General features: G+C 73.5%; 18 protein-coding genes. 7 read left to right on the top strand and 11 right to left on the bottom strand.

Going from position 1 to position 21,919, the window contains the following annotated elements; all coding sequences use genetic code 11:
* Positions 1-32 precede the first annotated feature (32 nt).
* Together WME83_RS11375 and WME83_RS11370 are read left to right on the top strand one after the other, a co-directional pair.
* A complete protein-coding gene (locus tag WME83_RS11375) occupies positions 33-1,151 on the top strand; it encodes a catalase family peroxidase (RefSeq protein WP_437319288.1) in 1,119 nt (372 codons plus the stop codon).
* Entirely contained in the window at positions 1,148-1,705 is a 558-nt protein-coding gene (locus WME83_RS11370) for a cytochrome b (protein WP_437319287.1), read from the top strand. The genes WME83_RS11375 and WME83_RS11370 overlap by 4 nt, the downstream gene beginning before the upstream one ends.
* 130 nt (positions 1,706-1,835) lie before the next feature.
* Here the strand turns inward: WME83_RS11370 and WME83_RS11365 are convergent, their stop codons facing one another.
* On the bottom strand, positions 1,836-3,893 hold the full coding sequence (locus tag WME83_RS11365) for a CotH kinase family protein (RefSeq protein WP_437319286.1): 2,058 nt from the start codon (positions 3,891-3,893) through the stop codon (positions 1,836-1,838).
* A 235-nt stretch (positions 3,894-4,128) separates the two neighbouring features.
* Here WME83_RS11365 and WME83_RS11360 point away from each other — a divergent pair, with 235 nt between their 5' ends.
* Complete coding sequence (locus WME83_RS11360) at positions 4,129-5,421, top strand: hypothetical protein (protein ID WP_437319285.1); 1,293 nt, start codon at positions 4,129-4,131, stop codon at positions 5,419-5,421.
* Positions 5,422-5,434: 13 nt separating this feature from the next.
* Here WME83_RS11360 and WME83_RS11355 read toward each other — a convergent pair whose 3' ends face one another.
* Entirely contained in the window at positions 5,435-6,316 is an 882-nt protein-coding gene (locus tag WME83_RS11355) for an NAD-dependent epimerase/dehydratase family protein (RefSeq protein ID WP_437319284.1), read from the bottom strand.
* A 255-nt stretch (positions 6,317-6,571) separates the two neighbouring features.
* On the opposite strand from WME83_RS11355, the gene WME83_RS11350 reads away from it, so the two are divergent.
* Together WME83_RS11350 and WME83_RS11345 are read left to right on the top strand one after the other, a co-directional pair.
* A complete protein-coding gene (locus tag WME83_RS11350; RefSeq protein ID WP_437319283.1) occupies positions 6,572-7,207 on the top strand; it encodes a hypothetical protein in 636 nt (211 codons plus the stop codon).
* Positions 7,208-7,426: 219 nt separating this feature from the next.
* On the top strand, positions 7,427-9,490 hold the full coding sequence (locus WME83_RS11345; protein WP_437319282.1) for a protein kinase domain-containing protein: 2,064 nt from the start codon (positions 7,427-7,429) through the stop codon (positions 9,488-9,490).
* Positions 9,491-9,678: 188 nt separating this feature from the next.
* Here WME83_RS11345 and WME83_RS11340 read toward each other — a convergent pair whose 3' ends face one another.
* Both WME83_RS11340 and WME83_RS11335 read right to left on the bottom strand, forming a co-directional pair.
* Positions 9,679-11,187, bottom strand: coding sequence for a phenylacetate--CoA ligase family protein (locus WME83_RS11340; protein ID WP_437319281.1), 1,509 nt, complete (start codon positions 11,185-11,187; stop codon positions 9,679-9,681).
* Positions 11,188-11,282: 95 nt separating this feature from the next.
* Entirely contained in the window at positions 11,283-12,320 is a 1,038-nt protein-coding gene (locus WME83_RS11335) for an NAD-dependent epimerase/dehydratase family protein (RefSeq protein ID WP_437319280.1), read from the bottom strand.
* Positions 12,321-12,461: 141 nt separating this feature from the next.
* On the opposite strand from WME83_RS11335, the gene WME83_RS11330 reads away from it, so the two are divergent.
* Positions 12,462-13,457 (top strand): ATP-binding protein, encoded by a 996-nt coding sequence (locus WME83_RS11330; RefSeq protein ID WP_437319279.1) that lies wholly within the window; start codon positions 12,462-12,464, stop codon positions 13,455-13,457.
* 59 nt (positions 13,458-13,516) lie between these two features.
* Here WME83_RS11330 and WME83_RS11325 read toward each other — a convergent pair whose 3' ends face one another.
* Both WME83_RS11325 and WME83_RS11320 read right to left on the bottom strand, forming a co-directional pair.
* Positions 13,517-14,122: a hypothetical protein gene (locus WME83_RS11325; RefSeq protein ID WP_437319278.1), complete on the bottom strand. Its 606-nt coding sequence runs from the start codon at positions 14,120-14,122 to the stop codon at positions 13,517-13,519.
* Positions 14,119-14,829: a thiamine phosphate synthase gene (locus tag WME83_RS11320; protein ID WP_437319277.1), complete on the bottom strand. Its 711-nt coding sequence runs from the start codon at positions 14,827-14,829 to the stop codon at positions 14,119-14,121. Before WME83_RS11320 ends, WME83_RS11325 begins: the two co-directional genes overlap by 4 nt.
* Positions 14,830-14,952: 123 nt before the next feature.
* On the opposite strand from WME83_RS11320, the gene WME83_RS11315 reads away from it, so the two are divergent.
* The gene (locus WME83_RS11315) at positions 14,953-16,365 is read left to right on the top strand and encodes a hypothetical protein (RefSeq protein ID WP_437319276.1); all 1,413 of its coding nucleotides are present in this window, start codon (positions 14,953-14,955) and stop codon (positions 16,363-16,365) included.
* Positions 16,366-16,407: 42 nt separating this feature from the next.
* On the opposite strand, the gene WME83_RS11310 is transcribed toward WME83_RS11315, so the two are convergent.
* The 5 genes from WME83_RS11310 to WME83_RS11290 form a co-directional block, all read right to left on the bottom strand.
* Positions 16,408-17,970 carry an acyl-CoA carboxylase subunit beta gene (locus tag WME83_RS11310; protein WP_437321984.1) on the bottom strand — a complete coding sequence of 521 codons (1,563 nt, stop codon included), beginning with the start codon at positions 17,968-17,970 and terminating at the stop codon, positions 16,408-16,410.
* Between the two features lie 174 nt (positions 17,971-18,144).
* Positions 18,145-18,930: an enoyl-CoA hydratase/isomerase family protein gene (locus WME83_RS11305; RefSeq protein ID WP_437319275.1), complete on the bottom strand. Its 786-nt coding sequence runs from the start codon at positions 18,928-18,930 to the stop codon at positions 18,145-18,147.
* Positions 18,927-19,865, bottom strand: a complete 939-nt coding sequence (locus WME83_RS11300) for a 3-keto-5-aminohexanoate cleavage protein (protein ID WP_437319274.1) — start codon at positions 19,863-19,865, stop codon at positions 18,927-18,929. Before WME83_RS11300 ends, WME83_RS11305 begins: the two co-directional genes overlap by 4 nt.
* A gap of 16 nt (positions 19,866-19,881) precedes the next feature.
* Entirely contained in the window at positions 19,882-20,379 is a 498-nt protein-coding gene (locus tag WME83_RS11295) for a MarR family winged helix-turn-helix transcriptional regulator (RefSeq protein WP_437319273.1), read from the bottom strand.
* A gap of 140 nt (positions 20,380-20,519) precedes the next feature.
* Positions 20,520-21,890, bottom strand: a complete 1,371-nt coding sequence (locus WME83_RS11290) for an STAS domain-containing protein (RefSeq protein ID WP_437319272.1) — start codon at positions 21,888-21,890, stop codon at positions 20,520-20,522.
* Positions 21,891-21,919 lie beyond the last annotated feature (29 nt).

The following is a 21,919-nucleotide window of genomic DNA, read 5'->3' as shown; positions in this document are numbered from 1 at the left end:
CCCACGCCGCCGCGATGGCGGAGGAGCTCGTGATGCTCGGATTTCTGCGTTCCCGCGGGGGCCTCCAGGGCCTCTTGCGCGCGAGGGCCGGGGAGATCGCCCGTGCCTCGCTGATCTTCGCGATCGTGGCCGCTTCGGCCGCGGCGTTCGCCTTCGCGGCCGGGGTCCTGGATCCCTCGCGGCTGACCCCGGCGAAGCTCGTCGACGCGCTCGAGGGGCGTGACGGCGTGCACCCGGGCTTTCGCCGCGCGCACGCGAAGGGCGTCTGCTTCACCGGGCGCTTCGAGGCGAGCGGCGCGGGCGCGCGGCTCTCCAGGGCGAGCGTATTCGCGCGCGGCGAGGTCCCCGTGGTCGGGCGCTTCTCGACGGGCGGCGGCATGCCGTACGCGCCGGACGGGCGCGTCGCGCTCCGCAGCATGGCCCTCAGCTTCTCGCTGCCGAACGGCGAGCCATGGCGCACCGCCATGAACCACATCCCCGTCTTCCCGGTCGCGACGCCCGCGGCGTTCCTCGATTTTCAGCGCGCCACCTCGCCCGTCGCGGCCACGGGGAAGCCGGACGCCGCGCGCGTGGACGGCTTCCTCGCCGCGCACCCGGAGACGCGCGCCTTCATGGCCCGGCTGCGCGACGGCGATCTGCCGTCGAGCTTCGCGAACGGCACCTACCACAGCGTGAACGCGTTCCGCTTCACCGGCGGCGCCGGCCCGGCGCGCGACGTCCGCTGGTCGATGGTGCCCGAGGCCCCGCTGGAGGCGCTGGACAAGGCGACGCTCGCCTCGAGGCCGCCGAGCTTCCTCTTCGAGGAGGTCGTCGCGCGCCTCGCGCGGGGCCCGCTGCGCTGGCGGATGCGGGTGACGCTCGCGGCCCCGGGCGATCCCACGGGCGACGCGACCCGCGAGTGGCCCCGCGATCGCGAGCAGGTCGAGGTCGGCGCGCTCGTGGTGGAGCGCGCCGCGACGGAGGAGGCGGGGCCGTGTCGCGACATCACCTTCGATCCGCTGATCCTGCCGGCCGGGATCGAGCCGTCGGACGATCCGCTGCTGAGCGCGCGCTCTTCGACCTACGCGGTCTCGCTCGCGCGCCGCGCCGGCGAGGGGCCGGCGCCGAGCGCGCTGTCCCGCGGCCCCGCCGGGGAGGGCGCGCGCCGATGAGCCCTCCGCGAACGTTTCACCCTCTATCGCGCGCCCTGCACTGGACCATGGCCGCCGCGATCGTCGCCATGCTGTTCATCGGGGTCGGCATGGCCTCGACGGTGAGCGGCGCCCGGACCTTCCTGCTGCCGGCGCACCGGTCGCTGGGCGTCGTGCTCCTCGCGCTCGCGGCGGTCCGCCTGGGGGTGCGCCTCGCGCGCCGCGCGCCGCCGCTGCCGCTGCCGGAGGACATGCCGGCCTGGCAACGGCGCGCGGCGGGCGCATCGCAGATCGTGCTCTATGTCCTGATGTTCACGATTCCGATCGTCGGCTGGGCGATGCTCTCGGCGGGCGGCTATCCGGTGACGCTGCTCGGCGGGCTTCAACTGCCCTCGATCGCGCCGCAGAGCCCCGCGCTTCACGCGGCGTTGCGCCGCGCTCACACCTACCTCGCCCTGCTGCTCTTCGGCGTCTTCCTCCAGCACCTCGCGGCGGCGCTCTTTCACCTCTTGATCCGAAGAGACGACGTGTTCGCGAGCATGGCCCCGCGGTGGGGGCGCCGGCGCAGCGGCTAGCGTGGACCGAGCTTAACCCGCGCTCCGGAGATCTGCCGCTCGCGTCCGGGGGACCGGGCGGCGAGAGGGCCTCCCGAAGCGACGTCTCCGCGGGCCCGAGGCGCTCGCCTCGGGCCTCCGCGTGCGCCGATCACGGATCGCCGGAGGTCGCGCCGAAGAGCTCGACATCGTCGATCACGACGGCGCCCGAGTCGGCCTTGCCGCGGCCGAGGAAGCCGTTCGCGCCGACGCCGTTCATCTCCGGGCTGAAGGCGAGGCCGATGATCGACGCGAGCACGTCGTTCACGTCGTCGCCGGGGTCGAGCCCCTGGTCGATCGCCCAGCCGGGGAGCGCGATGTCGGCGAACTTGAGCTCGATGAGCTGCGGCTCGACGCCGAGCCGCACGTCCCAGCCGTGGCGGACCCCGCTGAGCCCGTTGCTCTGCGCGGGGCTCTCGACGTCGACGCGCAGCCGGCGCGCCGCGTCGGCGCGCGCCCGGAAGCGGACGCCCTCGAGCGCCGTCACGTCGACCGAGCCCTCGGCGAGGGGCACCGTGAAGTACACGTACTGGCCCCAGGCGTACGCCTCGTCGCGGAAGTCGAAGCTCAGGAGCAGGCTCTGCGCCCCGCTGAGCGGCGCGTCCTGCGTGAGGCCCTGCACCGCGCCGGACGCGTTGTTGGTGGCGAGCAGCGTGCCGACGTACAGCTCGACCGCGTCCGCCGCCTCGAAATCGTTGACCCCTGCCGCGGTGAACGAGAACGGCACGAGCGGCGTGTCGCTGGCGAACCGGCGCAGGCGCTCGCGCAGGATCGGCACCTCGCTCTTGAGGCGCGCGACCGCCGGCTCCCACCCGGCGAGGCCGGGCCCGAGCGGATCCTCCTCGACGGCGGCGCGGATCTGCGCCGCGTACGCGTCCACCTGCGCTTCGAGCTTCCCTTCGCCGAACGGCCCGTCGAGCAGCGCCTGGAGCGCGGCCTGGTAGCCCGCGGGGTCCTGGCTCAAGGCGCCGAACAGCGCGTCGCATCCCGGCACGCGCACCCGCTCGGCGCCCATGAACACCGGGACCACGGCGGGGCAGGTCGCCGGCGCCTCGGTCCAGCGGGGCACCTGGCCAAAGTAGGTGCTGGCGCCGAGGGTCTGGTCCATATCCCACGGGATCAGGTGGAATTTGCCCGAGGAGGGCTCGTCGTAAATGTAGAAGTTGTGGTTGTTGGCGCCGCCGGCGGGGTCGACGTAGAAGGTCGTGACCCCGTCCCAGTTCACGATCGCCTCGTCGACGGCCATGTAGCGTTGCAGCTGCTCGACGTCCGCCCACTGCGACAGCGCGGCGAGACGCTCGTCGCCCTCGGCGGACGAGAGCGCGGCGGCGAACGCGACGAAGCGCTCGTGCGTGGCCTCGTCCTCGTTCGTCTCGATGCGCTCCGCGTAGTAGCTGGCGTCGTCCGTGACCGGCCACGCTTCCTTGTAGAGGTCGCCGTCCGGCCCTCCGGGGAAATGGCTCTCCAGGAAGCGGCCGTCCACCTCCTCGACCATCGAGAAGAGCCCCTGGGGCTCGCCGTTCACATAAAGCGTGGCCCAACCGCTCCTCGGGGCCGCGACGCCCATCTCGCGGTACAGGCCATAGGCGATGCGCTCGTGGAGCTTCGTCGGATCCCAGATCATCGAGTGGAAGTTCAGCCGCTCTTGCGCGTAGAAGCGCTGACCGTCGACGTACTCGTCGAACTTCACCTTCATGCTGAGCTTCGGGCAGGTGAGGTTTCCCTCCTCGTCGAAGCACATCTGCAGGGTGCCATAACCGCCCTTGAAGCGCAGGCCGACGACGCCCAGGCGCTTGCCCATGTAGCAAGCCTCGGCCTCCACGTACTCCTCGTCGCGGGCGTTCGCCTTGAGCTCGGCCCAGCGCTCTTCCGGCAGGAGGAAGTCGAAGCGCGAGACCTCGTCGGCCGCATACAGCTCGTCCGCGTCGCGGTCGGCGAGCGTGGGGTCGGGCGGCCCGCACGGCGGCATCGGCGGAGCCTCTCCGCCGGCCCCGCCGTCGCCCGCGCCGCCTCCGCCGCCGTCGCCCGCCCCGCCCGAGCCTCCGCCTCCGGCGTTCGCCCCGCCCGAGCCTCCCGGCCCGGCGCCGCCGGTCCCGCCCTCGTCATCCCCGCATCCCGCGCCCGCGGCGACGGCCGCCAGCACAAGCCATGTCCAACACGTAAGCTTCATGCACGCTCCTTCAGCGGCTTCGAGCGTAATCGTGCACCTCGCGCGCGTCGATCCCTGTTTTTCGCGTCGCGGATCCCCGGGCCTGGCCGTTCGAGAGGCCGTCTCTGTCCGCCCCGAGTCGGGAGCATCTCCGTGCGATCCAGTTGACAAAAAGGCACGGAATGATTCGTCGCGCCCGGGCTTTTTCGGTGCGATGACAGACAGCAAGGGGCGCCTCCTCGGGAGGGTGAGACGTGTGGGGATCGGGCTCGCGGCGACGGCCGCGCTTCTCGCGCTGGTCCGGGCCGGCGCGTCGGCGTGGGGTCAGTCCCGGCTCCGGGATTACCGGGATGCCACCCAGGCCGAATGGGACGCGGAGCGCGCGCGGATCCGCGAGCGCGCGCGGCCTGCCGGCGAGGGCGCCGCGCAGGAGGACTGCGGGGCGAGCTACGCGAGGACGGCGTCGATTCAGCTGGACGTCCATCCCGAGTGGATCAAGCGAGCGCTCGAGGCGGCGCCGGGCGCGCCGCTCTCCCCCGAGCTCGCCGCCGAGGTCGAGCGGCGCCGCCCGGAGATCGACGCGTTCCGGCAGACGGCGCGTTGCTCCCGTTACGAGCTGCCGGAGGGCGGCGCGTGGATCGACTACGGTCCCATCTATCCAGTGTGGCACGCAAACCGCGCTGTCCTGGTCCAGGGGCGCTGGCTCGAGGCCAAGGGGGATACGCGCGGCGCCCTGGACCGCTATCTCACCGTCGCCAAGGTCGGCGCGGACCTGTCCGCGGGCTCGGCCATGGCCGGCCTGATCGGCATTCACGACGCGGAGCGCGCCTACCGCCGCGCCGCGGCCCTCGTCGCCGGCGCGCCCCGGCTCCCCGCGGCGGAGCTCGCCGAGCTGGACCGCGCGCTCGAGGAGCGCGGGCGCCACCTGCCGCGGCTCGTCGACGTGCTCCGGAGAGAGCGCCTGCACCTCCGCCAGATGGCGATGAGCCTGAGCGACGGTGGGCCCCTCCCCGAGGAGGAGCTCCGCCCTCTCGCGTCGTCGACCGGCGCCCGCGCGCTCACCGCGGTCCTCCCGATGGCCGCCGTGTTCGGTCACGCCCTCCCGCCGCTCGACGCGCAGCTGCGCGCCGCGGAGCAGATCGCGCTCGGCGCGCAGCGCGATGCTCCCCAGGTCGCGCGCTTTCAGGAGATCGCCGCCGATTCACTCGCCACCGATGTCACCGGGCTCGGTGCCATGTTGGACGCCGAGCATCTCCAGAGGACCGCGAGGCGGGATTGCGCCTTGCGGGCGTCGTATCTCCTGGCCCGCGCGGCCGTCGAGGCAGAGCGGAGGTATGCGGACGGCGGCTATCCGGAGGCGCTGCGGGCGCTCCCGCAGGACCCTTGTGGGACAGGCCCGCTCGTGTACGAGCGGAGCCCGGGCGGAGATGGGTATACGCTGTCAAGCGTCGGCGAGAACGGCACGGCCGACGCTCCGCCCGCGGCCGGCGGCGCGGCGGGCGGCAGCGACGATATCGTCGTCACGAGGAAGGGCTCGGACGTGCTGTAGCGCGCGACCTCGATCACCCGCGATGCCGCGGGGCGCCCGCGGCCGCGGCGAGGGCCGGCGCCGCGGCCTCGACGGCCAGGCACGCCTCGAACCCCTCGCGGTAGCTCGGGTAGAGCAGCGTCATGCCGAGGGCGCGCTTGATCTTCGCGTTGTCCACCGCGCGATCGTGGCGGAGCGTCTCGTGGAGATCCTCCCGCGGCGCGCCGGCCGGCAGCGACAGGCCGAGCCGCGCGCAGAGCCAGCGGACGACCTCGATCTGCGGCACGGGCGCGTCGTCCGCGACCACGAAGACGTCGCCGGGGGCGGCGCGCTCCAGGGCCGCGAGCGCGAGGCGCGCGAGGTCCTCGACGTGGATGCGCGAGACGACGTTCCTGCCCTGCCGATCGCCCTCGCCGGTCATGCGGAAGTCGCCGCGCAAGAGCCGCTGGTGCAGGCCGCGGCCCGGGCCGTAGATGCCGGCGGCGCGCAGCGCCACGGCGCCGCGCTCGAGGTACACGGCCTCGGCCGCGAGGCGCGCGGCGGCGCGGGGGCCGTCGGCCGACGTGGGCGTCGCCTCGTCGATGCGCCCCGTGGCGTCGCCGTAGACGGCGGTCGACGAGACGTACGCGATCGCGCGAGCGCGGCGGAGCGACGGCGCGATCGAGGCGTCGGTCGCGCCGTCGGGCGGGAAGGCGACGAGCACGTCCGCGCCGTCCCCGACGAGCCGGTCGACGGCCGCGGCGGTGAGCGCCGGCAGGACGCTCACCTCGATGCCGGCCTGGGCGAGCTCTGCGGCGCGCTCGGACGAGCGCGTGGTCGCGACGACGCGGCCGCCGGAGGCCAGCCGCAGGCCGGCGACCACCGCGCCGGTGAAGCCGCAGCCGAGGACGACGAGCGGGGGGGAGGGATCGAGCATGATCTGGGCATCCTTCTCACAGCAAGGGCGAGGAGACCAACAGTGAGAGCGAGGGGCGCTTCCCGCAGCGCGAGGGCGCTGCCGGCCGCCGGGCTCAGGCTGCACCGAGGGGATCGCGACGTAGCGAGGATGTTTTCGTGCCGGTGGGTGGCTGGTCTGCTCACCGCCGCTAGGATGCCCGCCCTACGGCCGGCGGCCGCGTTGCGACCGGGCGTGGTGGGCGAGCGCGCACGGAAGCGCGGGAAGGACAGGGCGATGGGTCACAGGAAACGGACGAAGAAGCTGCTGCTCGTGGTCGCGGCGGCGGGGCTCACCGCGTGTGAGGACGACAGCCACATCAACCCTCCGCCTCCGCCGCTCGTGTGCGACGAGGTCGCCGACGGCTCGGCGCTGTGGGCCAGGGGGACGCTCACCAGGGATCCTCAGCAGCCCGGCGCTCTGTGGATCGAGCTGAACCACGAGGGCGCATGGGTCGACCCCCCGATCGTGACGGCCCTTTCGGGGATGACCATCACCTCCATCGGCACCTCCTTCGATTCGAGGAACATCCATGCCGTCATGGACGACGGAGCCACGACCGCGAGCTTCCAGGTGCGCGGCAAGCTCACGGACCCCGAGACGACGTGCGACGTGGACCGCACGTTCACCTTGACGATCGACGAGAGTGGCCGCGTCGAGGTCACGAGGCGCGACGCGCTGCCGTTCCTTCCGTACCGGCACGCCTCGCTCGACGTGATGCAATGCAACGGCGGCGAAGACGAGCAGTGCGCGCCGGGAGGCGGCGAGCACGTGGCGGGGACGAACGCCGCCGGCAACATCGAGGCGGCGGCCGGCGGGGCGCGTGGTGACGTTGGCCGGCGAGGCCGGGCGTCGACCCGGCCGAGAGGCTGATCGAGCCGGCGAGGGCGGCTCCGCGCCGGCGTCGTGGATCCTCGACGTCACGGGTCGCTGCCCGGCGCCCCGGGGAGACCGCCCTGATAGCTCCTTTCCACGGCCATGGGGGCGTGGAGCCCGCGGAGTGTCGAGGCAAGCGCCGCCTCTGGTAGCCTGGTCGGCGCGGAGCGGACGGTCGGGACGCAGCGCGCTCGCCGCAGCGACGCTCCTCAGCGCATGGCGGTCAACGTCTTCATCTCCTACGCCCCCGCGGATCGGCCGCACCTCGAAGCGCTCGAGAGGCACCTCGCCGCCCTCAAGCGGCAGGGCCTGGTGAGCACGTGGCACCGCGGCCGGATCGGCGCCGGCGCGGCGCGCGACGCGTCGATCGCGGCGGAGCTCTCCGCGGCCGAGGTGGTGGTGCTGCTGGTGAGCGAGGCGTTCCTCGCCTCGGACAGCTGCTACGAGCGGGAGCTCGGCGCCGCGCTGGAGCGGCACCGCCGGGGCGAGGCGCGCGTGGTGCCGATCCTGGTGCGCGCGTGCGACCGGGAGGGCACCGCGCTGGCGGACCTGGAGGCGCTGCCGCGGGACGGCGGGGCGGTGACGAGCTGGGCCAACCCGGACGAGGCCTGGAGGGACGTGGTCCGGGGCATCCGCGCGGCGGTGGAGGAGGCGGCCGCGAGCGCGCGGCCGGAGGCGGCGCCCGAGAGGGCCGCACCGGCGAGCGCGCTCGCCGCGACGCTGCGCGAGGCCGAGGAGGCGATCCGCGCGATCGACAAGCAGATCGCCGCGGCGCAGATGCGGCGGGTGAGGCTGAAGGCCGCCGGCGCGAGCACGGTGGAGGTGGACCAGGAGATCGTCGACCTCCGGCGCAAGCGCCGGGAAGGCGGCCAGCTCCACGTGGGCGAGGAGCTCAGCGAGGGCCGGTACCTGCTGCTCGAGCGGATCGGCCGCGGGGGGTTCGCGACGGTGTGGCGCGCGCTCGACGCGGGGCGGGGCGACCAGCCGGTGGCGATCAAGGTGCTGCACCCGAACCTCGCGGGCGACGAGGGGCGGCGGGAGCGGTTCTTCCGCGGGGCGCGCGCGATGGCGGAGCTCGACCACCCCGGCGTGGTGCGCATCCTGGAGCCGAAGGGCGAGGACGGCGGCTGGCACTACTTCGTGATGGAGCTCGTGCACGGCGAGGACGTGCAGAGCGCGGTCGTCGGGAAGCGGCTGCCGGCAGAGGGCGTGATCCCGATGATCCTGCGCGCCGGGGAGGCGATCTCGTTCGCGCATGGGCGGGGGCTTGTGCACCGGGACGTGAAGCCGGCGAACATCCTGCTCGACGGAGAGGGGCTGCCGCGGATCACGGATTTCGATCTGGTCTGGGCGCGCGACACGACGGGGGGCACGAGGAGCGGGGCGCTGGGGACCTTCCTCTACGCGGCGCCGGAGCTGATGCACCGCCCGCAGGACGCGGACGCGCGCGCGGACGTGTACGGGCTCGGCATGACGGCGGTGTTCTGCCTGCACGGGGGGGAGCTGCCGCCGATCATGATGCGGTATCCGGGGCGGGTGATCGAGAGGCTGCCGTGCAGCGACGCGGTGCGGAAGGTGCTCGAGAGGGCGATCGAGTTCGAAGCGTCGGAGCGGTACCCGGATGTGGCGGCGTTCTGCGAGGCGCTCAGGGGCGCGGCGGGGGGCGGGGGCGGGGGGGCGCCGCTGGAGGGCTCGAGCGGCGCAGGGGTGCTCCAGGGCGAGACAAGGCCACAAGCGCATCAGGGCTCGCGGCGCGCAGCGGACGGGCTCGTGGAGGCATTGGAGCGACATCCGGAAGAACACGGCCCGCTTCGCCAAGCGATTGAACAGGAGGAGATCACGGTCGCGGGAGAGGGAGAAGGGTGGGAGCTCACGGTGCCGCCTGCCTCGCCGGTCGCCGCCAAGACGAAGCCCCTGCCCTCGCTCGGCACGCTGACCCTGCGATTTCACGTGGGCCGCGACAAGCAGGTGCGCATCGACGCGGTGGACGGGGAAGACGTGCGGCAGCTCGGAGAGCTCACCGCCTTCTACGCGCTGCTGCTGCTCGCCCGCGAGCGGCGGAAGGACGCCGTTCGCGGGCGCGTTCCCGAGGACGAGCAGGGCTGGATCCACGCGGTCGACCTCGCGAGACAGCTCCGCGTCGATGAGGCGTACCTGAACGTCCTCCTCCACCGCGCGCGCCGGGCCTTCGCGAGCGCCGGCCTGGGAGCTTGGATCGTGCAGCGGAGGCGGAGGGAGATCCGGATCGCGACCGGACGTGTGGAGGAGCTCAAGGCGTAGCAACTCCGGTTGAAGGACACGGAGTGGAGGAGAGGGACCGCAAGGGCGCGAGGGACGCAAGGAGACAGAGATAGAATCTGTTTCTTCTCCCCCCCTTGCTTCCCCTGTGCCCTCGCGGTTCTCTTCCCATCTGCTGATGTTTCGGGATTCTCACGTATCGGCGCTCTAGCCCCAAGCCTCGGCCATCCTCACCCGCCCGGCTTCCTCGTGTACCGGTGCTTCACCCCCAGCGGGAAGTACTCCGGATCCCCCGCCCCCCGCAGCGTCACCCGCGGCGCGCGCTTCCCCGCCGGCACGTAGTTCCTGAACTCGCTGTTCAGCCGGACCAGGTGCTCCTCGATTGACCGCGCCGCGGCCTCGCGCCGCGCCTCGCTCTCCCCCTCCCCCGGCGCGAGCTCGACCACCACCGAGAGGTACGCGTCCCTGTCCGCGCCCTCGCGGACCTCCAGCACGAACTTCCCGGTCACCCACTCCTTCACGCCGGGCTGCTCGATGCCGACAACCACGTTCTCCGGATAGATGTTCGCCCCGAAGTACGACACCGTGAAATCCGAGCGCCCGAACACGTAGACGAACGGCAGCTCCCGAGCACCGCGCTCGCCGTCGAGCTCCCGCCCTGGATCGAACCCGAAGCCGGCGAGCGCCGCCATCATGTCCGCGTACGAATAGACACCCCCGCTGTCGAGGATCGCATAACGGACCAGCGGGACGCCGTTGTCGCCCGAGAAGAGCAGCATCCCCTCGCGCTGCTCGAAGAACCTCACCGCCGGGTCGTACTGCACGAGCGTGGGGAGCCGGTCCTGCCCGAAGAGGGCGCGCGCGGCGTCCGGCCTCCCCGCGAGGAACCTGCGGATCGCGATGCTGAGCGGCGTCTCGTTGCCCAGCACGCCGGCGTCCGCCGTCCCGTACAGCGACGCCGAGTCGTAGCAGGGCGACGTCGACCCGACGCGCTCGCCGACAAGGCTCCGCCACTCCTCGCTGAACACCTCGCCGGCCATCACGAGCTTGATCCGGAGCGGCGCCCAGTCGACCCCGCGCGCCCGCCCCGTGTCGATCACGTCCTTCAGGAACGGCGGATACCCGAGCAGGACGACCTGATCGAACGCCGGCCCCAGGTCCAGCACGACGCGGAAGATCTCGTCCTTGTTGTTGCCCGGCGTGACGACCGTGATCGGATATCCCTTCGCCGCGAGGTGGCGGCAGCACGCGGTCGTGTACATCCCGCCGACCCACGACCCGAGCGCGAAGCACACGACGGCGAGCGTGCGGCGCGCGTCGGCCCGGAAGCTGTCGTGAAACACCTGCTCGAACCGCCGGGCGACCGGGAGCTCGTCCGCGACCGACCGCGGCCAGAACGTCGGCTTGCCCGTCGAGCCCGACGAGACGGCGACCATATCGCAAGACTCGACGCGCCCGCCCCGGCACAGGTCCGCGATCGGGTGCCGGAGCACGTAATTCTGCTTCGTGATCACCGGGAGCGCCGCGAAGTCCGCGGGGGTCCGGACCGCCGCCGGATCGACGCCGTGCTCGTCGAGGAAGCGCCGGTACGCGGGGACCGTCGCGGCGACCTCGTGGAACAACGCGAGCGCGCCGGCCGCCGGATCGACCTCGCGATGCCGCGACAGCGCCGCGTCGAGCGGCGTGCTCAGGAAGGCGTCGATGGCCGCCAAGACCCGCCTGGGTGCTGCATCCTGCATCGCGAGATCTCCCTCCTTCGGACGTTTCACGGCGAGGCGCGCGGGCGGCGCGAGGCCTCCCGCCGCGCCCGCCCTCCCCGCGGGCCCAGCTTACCTCACGCGCGGCCGGCGCTCCCCGCCCCCGCCTCGCCGGCGAGCGCCGCCGCGAGCGCGATCTCCTCGGCGCGCCGCTCGTAGCCCGGCGGCGGATCGGACGGCGGGTTCGCGAGCAGCGACGTGACCACCGTCTCCACCCACCGCCGCAGCGGCGTGTGCTGGAAGCCGAGCTCCGCCTTCGCCCTCGCGGGATCCAGCGTCGACATCCAGCGATCGCTGAACGGCGACATCGCGACCGGGTCGATGCCGCGCGCCCGGAGCGCGGCCGAGTCGACCGGCGCCAGGCGCGCCGGCGCGCCGAGCAGCTCGGCCACCAGCGCGAGCAGCTCCGAGAGCGTCGGCGTCTCGTCCATGCAGAGGTTGTACGCCTGCCCGAACGTCGACGGCACGAGCAGCAGCTGCACGATCGCCCGCACCACGTCGCCGCTGTACACGTGCCGCACGGCGTGCCCGCCGCCGTCCGGGACGAGCAGCGGGCCGCCGTCGAGCACCCGCGCGATGTAGCGCTCGAGGCGGCGGTGCGGGTCGCGCTCCCCGTTCACCATCGGGATGCGCAGCACGGTCGCAGGGAAGCCGTCGTCCCGGAAGGCGGCCGCGAGCGCCTCCTCGCAGCCGCGCTTGTCCATGCCGTAGGCCCACGCCGCGCGATCCTCCTCGCCCGCGGGCTCCGGGAGCAGCGGGCCGTCGTAGTCGCGCTCGCGCGACGGCCGCGGGCACCCCTCGCGCACGAGGTACACCGAGCCGGTGCTGATCATCACGTAGTGCCCGACGCGCCCGCCGCCGAGCGCCCGCGCCGCCGCGCGGCCGTCCGCGGCCGTGTACGCGGTGAAGTCCACCGCGGCGTCGAACTCGCGGCCCCCGAGCGCCCGCGCCAGGTCGTCGGCCGCGCGGTCGCAGCGGACCCGCGCGACGCGGTCGCCGAACCGATCGGGCGTCGCGCCGCGGTTCAGCAGGGTGACCTGGTGGCCCGCCGCGAGCAGGCGGTAGACGAGGAAATGGCCCATGAACCGGGTGCCGCCGAGCACGAGGACGCGCATGCGCGGCAACCTATCACCGCCGCGCGCAATGCGGACGACGCGGACGACGCGATCGCGGCGCGGGCGGGCGGGCGGGCGACGAGCGGCCTCTCGCGCTCGAGCGGGATCAGGCCGCGCCCCGGGCGTGGTAGAGAGCGGTCCGTGCCGTTCTCCCAACTCCTCGGCCAGGACACCGCGGTCGGCACCCTCGTGCGCGCGCTCGAGACGGGCCGCGTGCACCACGCCTACCGCTTCGAGGGCCCGCCCGGCGTGGGCAAGGAGCTCGCGGCCGTCGCGCTCTCGCAGGCGCTCGTCTGCACCGGGGGCGATCCGCTCGGCTGCGGCCGCTGCGACGCGTGCCGGCGCGCGGCCGCGCGCTCCGAGGGCCGCCCCGCGGCGCCGCTCCACCCCGACGTGCAGATCGTCGCGAAGAACTTCTACCCCGCCGCCGTCATCGGCCGGAGCCGCGACGAGCTGACCGAGATCTCGGTCGACCAGGTCCGCTCCATCGTGCTCGCCCACGCGTCCTACCCGCCGCACGAGGGGCGCGCGCGGGTGTTCATCGTCCGCGACGCCGAGGACCTCAGCGTCGGCGCCGCGAACGCGTTCCTCAAGACGCTCGAGGAGCCGCGACCGGGCACCCACTTCATCCTGCTGACCTCGCGCGGCGATCGCCTGCTCAACACGATCCGATCGCGCACCTTGCCCGTGCGCTTCGCCCCGCTCTCCGAGCCGATCGTCCGCGGCATCCTCCGCGATCACGGCGTGCCCGAGGAGCGGCACGACCTCGCCGTGGAGCTCGCCGCGGGCAGCGCCTCCACGGCGCTCGAGCTCGCGGACGAGGAGCAGACCGCCTCGCGCGACGCGTTCGTGAAGAGCATCCTCACGGCCGCGGCCGCCCGCGACCTCGGGCCCGCCGTCGCCTTCGCCGAGTCGCTGGATCGCGACAAGGGCGCCCTCAAGGACGACCTCCGCGCGCTCAACGCGGCGCTCGCCCGCGAGGCCCGCGCCGCGGTCGCGGCCGATCCGCGCCGCGCCGTCGTCTCGGCCAGGCGCTACGCGGCGGTCTCGCGCGCCGTGGCGCAGCTCGAGCGCAACGCCTCGCCGAGCCTGGCGATGGCCTCGCTGATCGCGGAGCTGCGCGGCGTCATCGGCTGACGGCCGCCGCGATCGCTCGGCAAGGCGACGCAGGCCGCGTCAAGGCAACGCAGGCCGCGTCAGCCCTCGCCGCCGCCGCCGAGCCGCTCGTACCCGCCCTCCTCGACGCGCCGCCCGACCCAGGCGTGGATGCGCCCCTCGCTCGCGAGCACCACGGCCGCGTCGTGCCCGCCGCCCTCGTACAGGGCGATGATCCCCGCGTCGCCCAGCGAGGGCGCGCCCTGCCCCAGGCGCTCCAGCGCCGCCGGCAGCCGCGCGCGCCGCCGCAGGGTCATGCCCGCGATCTCGAGCGTCGCCGGCGGCTCGTCCGGCGAGTCGACCGCCGCGGGCGCGAGCCACAGGATCTCGCGCCGCGGCGCGGGGAAGGCCACCACCGCCCGCTGCGTCGCGCCCTCCGGCGCGAGGAACACCGCGGCGACGATCTCGCCCCGCTCGCGCGCCACGATCGCGCCCGAGAGCCAGCGCTCCTCGCTCCCGGCCAGGACCACGTCGCCGAGCGCGAACGGCAGCTCGTCCCACGGCGCGCCCTCGGGGGACGCCGCGGGCGCGGCGCGCTCGTCCTCGTCGCGGTCCTCCCACAGCGCCTCCCGCTCGCGGCGCGCCGCCATGTAGCCCACCGTGGCGGCCACCGCCGCGGCGGCCGCGGCGAGCAGCGTGAGGCTCATCGCGCACCCGCGCCCGCGCCGCGCGGCGCCGCGGCGGCGAGGGCGTCCTTGAGCGCCCGCGCCCGCGCGCTCACCTCCTCGAGGGCGCGCGACGTCGGCGCGCCTGGCGCCGGCAGCAGCGCGGCGATGATCGACGCGGCGGAGCAGAGCGGGCCCACGTCGCGCGCCCGCTCCAGCGAGATGCCGCCGATCGCCACGACCGGCAGCCCCGGCCGCGCCCGCTCGACCATCGCGCGCAGCGACGCGAGCCCCTCGAGGCCGACCACGGCGTCGGGGCGCTCCTTGCTCGACGTCGAGAAGATCGGACCGATCGCGATGTAATCGAGGTGCTCGCTCGAGTCGCGCAGCGCGGCCTCGATCTGCGCGGGCGTGTGGGTGGAGAGCCCGACGCGCAGCCGGACGCCGGCGCGCTCCGCGAGCCGGTGCACCGCGGGCACCGGGAGATCGTCCTGGCCGACGTGCACGCCGTCGCAGCGCGCGAGCACCGCGAGATCCGCCCGATCGTTCGCGAACAGCGGCACGCCCGCGCGCGCCGCGAGCGGCTGGATCGCGCGGAGGAGCGAGAGCGTGCGCGCGGCCCCGCCGCGCTTGTCGCGCAGCTGGAGGCCCCCGGGGCGGGCGTCGAGGACGGCCTCGGCGAACGCCGCCGGATCGAGCCCGCGGCGCTCGAGCGAATCGGTGTCGACGATGGCGTACAGGCCGCGCATGACCACGCTTCGAGCGGTGGGAGAGCGCCCGGGCGCCCCCGAGGGAGGCCGGGCTTGCCGGCTACGCTAAGGTTGACGCCCCCAGAAAGAAAGCGGAAGCGTTCGCTCCCGAACGGATCCTCCATGCGCACACGTCTCGTCCGGATCGCCTGTCTGTTCACGTCGGCCGCGGTGGCCGCCCTGGGGCTCGCGTCGAGCCCTGCGCTCGCGGAGGAGAAGCCGGGCCCCGCGCAGCAGGCGGAGAAGCCGAGCTCCGCCGCGCCGGCCGACGGCCCGAAGGCCGACGCCGCCGCCCCGCCTGGCGGGGCCAAGGCCGCGGCGCCGAAGACGAGCGCGGCCGCGCCGAGGGCGGGCGCGAAGAAGAAGGCGACCGAGCCCCCGCCCCTGCCGCCGGCGCCGGCGCGCGTCTGGCTGATCGCGCCATCGCCCGAGGGGCCGTGGACGCTGCGGATCGACAACGAAGGGGAGCGCCCGATGCGCGTCCCGGCGGACGTGCGCCTGCTGCGCTTCGAGATCGACACGCTGAACAAGCGCACGAAGAAGACGACCCGCTGCGCCGCCCCCGCGGGGCTCAAGCCGAGCGGCTTTCCCGAGCGGCGCGCGCTCCTGCTCGCGCCCGGGCAGTCGTACGTGGAGCATTTCGATCCGCGCCTGCTCTGCTTCGGCAAGGACGAAGCCGCGCTCGCCGGCGGCGCCGTGGTGAGGGCGTGGTACGGCTGGGGCCCGCCGCCCAAGTGGTCGAGAAAGGCGCCCTCGCCGCCGTTCGCCGCGGAGTCGACCGACGATCCGCCGGCGTTCGCCCCGGCGCCCGGGCTCGCGGCGCCGACCGTCGTGCTGAGCTACGGCCTGCCCCACAAGGAGGCCCCCGCGGACGGCGCGGGCGACGCCGAGCCGCCCTCGGCGGCGGACCCTGAGGCGCAGCCGTCGGCCGACAAGGCGCCGCAGCCCCCGGCCGACAAGGCGCCGCAGCCGCCGGCCGACAAGCCGGTTCAAGTCGCTGCGGGCGCGCCGGGCGAGCCGATCGTGGACGCCAACGCGCCTCGCCTGGAGCTCAAGAGCGAGCCCTGGTCCGACGCGGCGAGCCCTCGCTCGATCGTCGTCCGCGTCAGCGCGAAGAACGCCGGCAAGCGCCCCATGACCGTGGCCATCCGGTCGCGCATGCTCGCGTTCCACGTCGCCGGGCCGAACGGCACGACCGTGTGCGACGCGTCCCCGCCGACGGGGGCGATCCCGCGCGACATGTTCAGGACGCTGAAGCCCGGCGCGTCGGTCGACCTCTCGCTCCTCCTGCGGGAGGTCTGCCCCGACAACACCTTCGCCCGCGAGGGTCTCTACCAGGTCACGGCCACGCTGCACGCGAACGAGCCGGGCACGGGGCTCGGCGTGGACGCGTACACCGCCGTCGTCCACGCCAAGAGCGCGACGCTGCTCCGCGTGAAGAGCGCGCCGGAGCCGTTCTACGCTGCCGCGCCCCGCGCCGTGCCGACGCCGAAGCCCGAGGAGGGGAAGGCGCCGGAGCAGGAGGACGGCGAGTAACCTCGAGGCGGACCGCCGCGCCGGGCGCGGCCGAGCCCCGCGCTACACGGGGATGATCCCCCGCTTCTTCTCCGGCCGCTCCACCCGCTTCTTCCGCGCGAGCTCGAGCCCCCACGCGATCGCCCGGCGCGTGTCCCGGGGATCGATCACGTCGTCGATGAGCCCCCACCCGGCGACCTTCATCACGTCGATGTTCTTCTGGAGCGCCTCGATCATCCCCTGCTTCACCTCGGGCGGCGGCGGCGCGTCCCCGAACATCTTCTTCGCCGCGATCCCGAGCATCCCCTCCGGCCCCATCACGCTGATCTCCGCGGTCGGCCAGCCGACGATGAGGTCCGGCTCGTACGCGCGCCCGCACATCACGTAATAGCCGGCGCCGTACGCCTTGCGCACCACCACCGTGATCTTCGGCACGGTGGCCGCGGCCATGACGTGCAGCATCTTCGCCCCGTGGCGGATGATCCCCTCGTGCTCGACCTTCGAGCCGATCATGAAGCCCGGCACGTCCTGCAGGAACACGAGCGGGACGTTGAACGCGTCGCAGATCTGCATGAAGCGCGCGGCCTTGTCGGAGGCGTCCACGTCGAGGATGCCGCCCATCTGGGTCGGCTGGTTCGCCACGATGCCGACCGGCTGGCCGCCGATGCGCGCGAGGCACGTGATGATCGAGCGCGCCCACCGCGGCTTCAGGTCGAACCGCTCGCCGTGATCCACGATCGCGTCGATCAGCTTCAGCATGTCGTAGGCGCGCCGCGGGCTCTCCGGCAGGAGGTCGAGCAGCGACTCCTCCCGCCGCTCGACGGGATCCGTCACCGGCAGGCGCGGCGGCTCCTCGTCGCAGCTCGACGGGAAGAACGAGAGGTACCGCTTCACCGCGGCGATGCACTCGGCGTCGCTCGCGTACTCCGCGTCGCCCACGCCGCTCTTCGTCGCGTGCACCTTGCTGCCGCCGAGCTCCTGCTCGGAGATGTCCTCGCCCGTCATCGCGCGCACGAGCGGGGGGCCGCCGAGCGCCATCGAGCCGACGTCCTTGACCATCGGCACGAAGTCCGCGAGCCCCGGGATGTACGCGGTGCCCGCGGCGCCCGGCCCCACCATGGCGGCGACCTGCGGCACCACGCCGCTCATGTGCACCTGCTCGCGGAACAGGTGCCCCGAGCCGGCGAACAGCGAGATGCTGTCCGGGTGCATCGAGCCGGGATCGATGCGCGCCCCACCTGAGTCGATGAACCACACCATCGGCCAGCGCCCGCGGAGCGCCATCTGCCGCAGCCGGGTCACCTTCTCCTCGCCCGTCTGCCCGATGCTGCCGCCCTTCACGGTGAAGTCGTACGCCGCCGCGCACACCATCCGCCCGTCGACCTTGCCGAACGCGCACACCACCGCGTCGGCCGGCGGCCGGTCCTTCCCCTCCGGCCCGGCCGCGAGCCCCATCTGCGTGCCGTGCATCCCGACCTCGAAGCACACGCCGTCGTCGAAGAACGCGGCGAGCCGCTCCCGCGCCGTCATCTTCCCGCGGGCGTGCTGCTTCGCCACCCGCTCCTCGCCGCCCATCCGCCGCACCTGCTCCCGGCGGGCCTCGAGGTCCTTCACGAGCTCTCGCATGTTCACGGGCCACCTCATCCTGCGCGCCCCGCTCGCCGCCGCGCGCCGCGCGCCATGTCTACGTGGCGCGCGGCGCGCGGCGGCGAGCGGGGCCGCCTCAACCGAGAGCCAGCGAGCGCCGCGGCCTGCGGCGCTCGCCCGTCCCCCGCAAAGCACCCACGCGCCCCCCGGCGCCTACCTGCCCGACCAGCGGGGCTGCCGCTTCTCCAGGAAGGCCATGAGCCCCTCGCGCGCGTCGTCGGTCGCGAGGCAGCCCGCGAGCCGCTCGCGCAGCAGCGGCAGCGCCGACTCCAGGTCGAGATCGTCCTGCGCCGCGAACGCCTCCAGGCCGAGCCGCACCGCGATCGGGCTCTTCCCCGCGAGCGCCCGGGTCACCTCGTCGACCGCCGCGTCGAGCGCGCCCGGCTCGACCACGCGGTTGAGCAGCCCGCACTGCGCGGCCTCGTCGGCGTCGAGGCGCTGCCCGAGCAGCATCATCTCCAGCAGCCTGCGGCGGCTCACGTGCCGCTGGAGCACGGCCATGATCATCATCGGGAACAGGCCCACGTCGATCTCCGGCGTCCCGAGCTTCGCGCCGCGGGCGGCGATCGCGAAATGCGACGCCGCGACGAGCCCGAGCCCGCCGCCCAGCGCGTGCCCGTTCACCCGCGCCACGATCGGCTTGCTCGAGTTCGCCAGGGCGAGCAGCAGGTCCGCGTAGTCGCCCTTCGGCGCGGGCGCCGGCGCCCCCTCGGCGCCGGTGAGCTGCGCGAAGTCGCCGCCGGCGCAGAACGCGTCGCCCGCGCCGGTCAGGACCACGCAGCGCACCGCCTCGTCGGCCATGCCGGCCTCGAGGGCGTGGAGGAGCTCGTTCACCATCGCCGGCCCGATCGCGTTCTTGCGCCCCGGGTTGTTCAGCGTGAGCCGCAGGACGCCCCCCGCGGAGGCGGCCTGGACGACCGCGGTCGCGCCGCCCGTCACGACGCCGCCCCCGCCGCCGGACCGCCCGCGCCGTCGCCGTGCAGCCCCAGGATCTGCCGGGCTTCCTCGACCGTGGCCGGCCTGCGCCCGACGTCGCGCACCATGCGCACGGCCACCTCGCACAGCTCGCCGTTGCTCCGCGCCATCTCGCCGCTCGGCAGGTAGAAGTGGTCCTCGAGCCCGCACCGCACGTTGCCGCCGAGCACGAGCGCCGCCGCCAGCATCCGCCACTGCCCGTGGCTGATGCCGATCACCTCCCACTCCGAGCCGGGCGGCATGATCTTGGTCTGGAGCTGGAGCGACTCCACGTGCGCCGGGATGCCGCCCAGCACGTTGACGATGAACGAGAACTGCAGCGGCGGCTTCAGCAGGCCCATGTCGATGAGCGGCCACACGCCGTGGGTGTGCCCGGTGTCGAAGCACTCGAGCTCGGGCTTCGTCCCCGCCTCGTTCATGGCGGTGAGGAGCTTGCCGATCTTCGCGTACGTGTTGGGAAACACCATGTCGAAGTCGAAGCTCTTCCGCGCGCGCGAGTACTTCGAGTAGTTCATGGTGCCCATGTTGAGGGCCGCGATCTCCGGCCGGCTCTCGCGGATGGCCGCGCACTGCTCGCTGACGTCCTCGAGGAGGGTGCCCGTCGAGAAGTTCAGGATGACGGGGCAGCGCCGCCGCACCTCTTCCTTGATCCTCGCGAACACGGCCGGGGAGAACGTCGGCGACCCGTCGTCGTTGCGCGCGTGGATGTGCACCGCCGCCGCCCCCGCGTCGTAGGCCCGCTTCGCCTCCTCGGCGATCTCGACCGGCGTGTACGGGATCGCGGGGCACTGCTTGCGGTTCGCGAGCACCCCGGACAGCGCGCAGGTCACCACGCAGACATCGGGGTCTCGCTCGTTCGGCTTCCGCGGTTCCCCGGTGAACGTCGGCTTCTCTCTCATGCCCCCTGCCTCCCTTTCACGCCCTGTCGCCGCCGTCGCCCTTCTTCGGTCCGCTCTGCGCGACCCGGGCGACCACCTGCCTCTGCAGCTTCGTCAGGATCCGGAGCAAGTCGCGCAGATCGGTCGAGCTCAGGCCGAGGAGCGCGCTCCGGAAGATCTCCATCGGCTCCACCTGGATCTCGCGGGCGAGCCGCGCTCCCTTCTCGCTGAGCCGGATGTGCACGACCCGCCGGTCGGCCTTCGAGCGCTCGCGCCGGACGAGCCCTTCCCTCTCCATGCGGTCGACGATCCCCGTCACGGTGCTGTTCTGCGCCCGGATCCGCTCCGACAGCGTGGACAGCGAGAGATCTTGAAACGACTCGAGCAGCTTGAGGATGGTGAGCTGGGGTCCGGTGAGGCCGAACCCGCTCGCCATGCCCTTCGTGAGCCGGCGCGACTCCGTGTAGAGATAGATGATCATCTCCACGATGGCGTCGATCTCCGGCCTCTCTGGCGGCGGCAGGGTCGCGGTCACGATGCTTCGTGTACGAAATATTCGCTCCCGAAGGTCGCGTCAAGCGCGCGGGCTCACGCGCCACGCGCGTACCGAGCGGACGTATCCAGATCACGACCGCGACGGCCGGCCGTCGGGAGAGAGCTCGTGGCGCCGGCCTGCTACCGGCCGCCGCGCCCCCGCGCCCCTCGCCGCCCTTCCGCCCGGATCTCCCGGATGCACCACCGCAGCGCCTCCTGGAGGTCCCGGTGCACCTGGACCGACGAGAGATCGATCCCGAGCGACGACGCCGTCTGCGCCACCTGCGGTTGGACGCCGGCCACCACGCCCTGCGCGCCCAGCAGCTCGATCGTCTGCAGCATGCTGATGAGGTGCTGCGCCGTCGTGGAGTCGACCTCTTCGACCCCCGTCACCTCGACGATCGCATACCGCGATTTCGTCTCGACGATCGTGCGCAGCAGCTTCTCCGTGATCTCGGTGGCCCGGTGCCGATCGATGGTCCCCACGAGCGGCAGCACGAGCACGCTGTTCCAGACCTGGATGATCGGCGTCGACAGCGTCTCGATCGCGGACTCCTGCCGCTCGATCACCGCGCGCAGCGACTCCTGCTGCTCGACCACGGCGCGCAGCGACTCCTCGGCGCGCATGCGCTCCAGCGTGATCGCGAACATCTCCCCGACGACCTGGAGCAGCGCCCGCACGCTCTTGTCCCAAGCCCGGATCGAGCGCACCGCGTCGATCCCCACGACCCCCACGAGCCGGCCCGCGTACGCCGCAGGCATCCGCACGAACGAGGCGATCCCTAGCTCCGTGAACGCTCGCCGCTCGCTCTCTGCCTCATCCGGCAGGTCGGCCACGCGCGGCACGTCGCACACCTCGAGGCGGCACAGCCTGTCGACGAGCCACGGATACACGTCCTTGGAGACGACGGCCCGCTCCGCGAGCAGCGACGGGACCCCTTCGGCGCACCACTCGTGCGTGTTCAGGAACCGCCGCCCGTCCTCCGAGAGCAAGAACAGGCTCGTCCGGTCGGCGCGCAGCGCCTTGCCGAGCTCCGCGAGCGCCCGCTGAAAGCCGCGGTCGATGTCCGCGAGCTTCACATTGATGAAATGGGCCGAGATCGACGCGACCAGCATCTTGGTCTCGATCCGCTGCATCAGCGCCCGCTCGACGCGCTTCTGCTTGCCCACGTTGCGCGCCCAGGCGTAGACGAGCCCCTCGCCGGGCACCGACAGCATCGACCAGGACAGCCACACGTAGAGGCCGCTCCTGCTCCTGCACCGGTTCTCCATCCCGAGCGTGACCGGCCCCTCCCGGAGCCGCGCCAGCTGCTCCCGCGTCGCGGCGAGGTCGTCCTGGTGCACAAGATCGAGCAGGTTCCGCCCGACCAGCTCCTCGGACCCGAGGCCCAGCGTGCTCTCCCAGGCGCCGCTCACGCGGAGGAACGATCCGTCGCTCCGCAGAACGCAGAGCGGATCGGGACAGACAGCGAAGAACCTCGCTACGTCCGCTTCGTTCGCAGGTGCGTCCATCGCCGGTCGCCTTACCGAGCCCCCACCCC

The sequence above is a fragment of the Sorangium sp. So ce385 genome, from assembly GCF_051474135.1.
Taxonomy (GTDB): domain Bacteria; phylum Myxococcota_A; class Polyangia; order Polyangiales; family Polyangiaceae; genus Sorangium; species Sorangium cellulosum_D.
This window is presented reverse-complemented; position numbering and strand designations above follow the sequence as displayed.

Bases quoted from the DNA above. Each gene is read 5' to 3' on its own strand.
- WME83_RS11375 (WP_437319288.1), top strand. From the start codon at position 33: ATGCTCGGATTTCTGCGTTCCCGCGGGGGCCTCCAGGGCCTCTTGCGC.
- WME83_RS11370 (WP_437319287.1), top strand. From the start codon at position 1,148: ATGAGCCCTCCGCGAACGTTTCACCCTCTATCGCGCGCCCTGCACTGG.
- WME83_RS11365 (WP_437319286.1), bottom strand. From the start codon at position 3,893: ATGAAGCTTACGTGTTGGACATGGCTTGTGCTGGCGGCCGTCGCCGCG.
- WME83_RS11355 (WP_437319284.1), bottom strand. From the start codon at position 6,316: ATGCTCGATCCCTCCCCCCCGCTCGTCGTCCTCGGCTGCGGCTTCACC.
- WME83_RS11350 (WP_437319283.1), top strand. From the start codon at position 6,572: ATGGGTCACAGGAAACGGACGAAGAAGCTGCTGCTCGTGGTCGCGGCG.
- WME83_RS11345 (WP_437319282.1), top strand. From the start codon at position 7,427: ATGGCGGTCAACGTCTTCATCTCCTACGCCCCCGCGGATCGGCCGCAC.
- WME83_RS11340 (WP_437319281.1), bottom strand. From the start codon at position 11,187: ATGCAGGATGCAGCACCCAGGCGGGTCTTGGCGGCCATCGACGCCTTC.
- WME83_RS11335 (WP_437319280.1), bottom strand. From the start codon at position 12,320: ATGCGCGTCCTCGTGCTCGGCGGCACCCGGTTCATGGGCCATTTCCTC.
- WME83_RS11325 (WP_437319278.1), bottom strand. From the start codon at position 14,122: ATGAGCCTCACGCTGCTCGCCGCGGCCGCCGCGGCGGTGGCCGCCACG.
- WME83_RS11320 (WP_437319277.1), bottom strand. From the start codon at position 14,829: ATGCGCGGCCTGTACGCCATCGTCGACACCGATTCGCTCGAGCGCCGC.
- WME83_RS11315 (WP_437319276.1), top strand. From the start codon at position 14,953: ATGCGCACACGTCTCGTCCGGATCGCCTGTCTGTTCACGTCGGCCGCG.
- WME83_RS11310 (WP_437321984.1), bottom strand. From the start codon at position 17,970: ATGCGAGAGCTCGTGAAGGACCTCGAGGCCCGCCGGGAGCAGGTGCGG.
- WME83_RS11300 (WP_437319274.1), bottom strand. From the start codon at position 19,865: ATGAGAGAGAAGCCGACGTTCACCGGGGAACCGCGGAAGCCGAACGAG.
- WME83_RS11290 (WP_437319272.1), bottom strand. From the start codon at position 21,890: ATGGACGCACCTGCGAACGAAGCGGACGTAGCGAGGTTCTTCGCTGTC.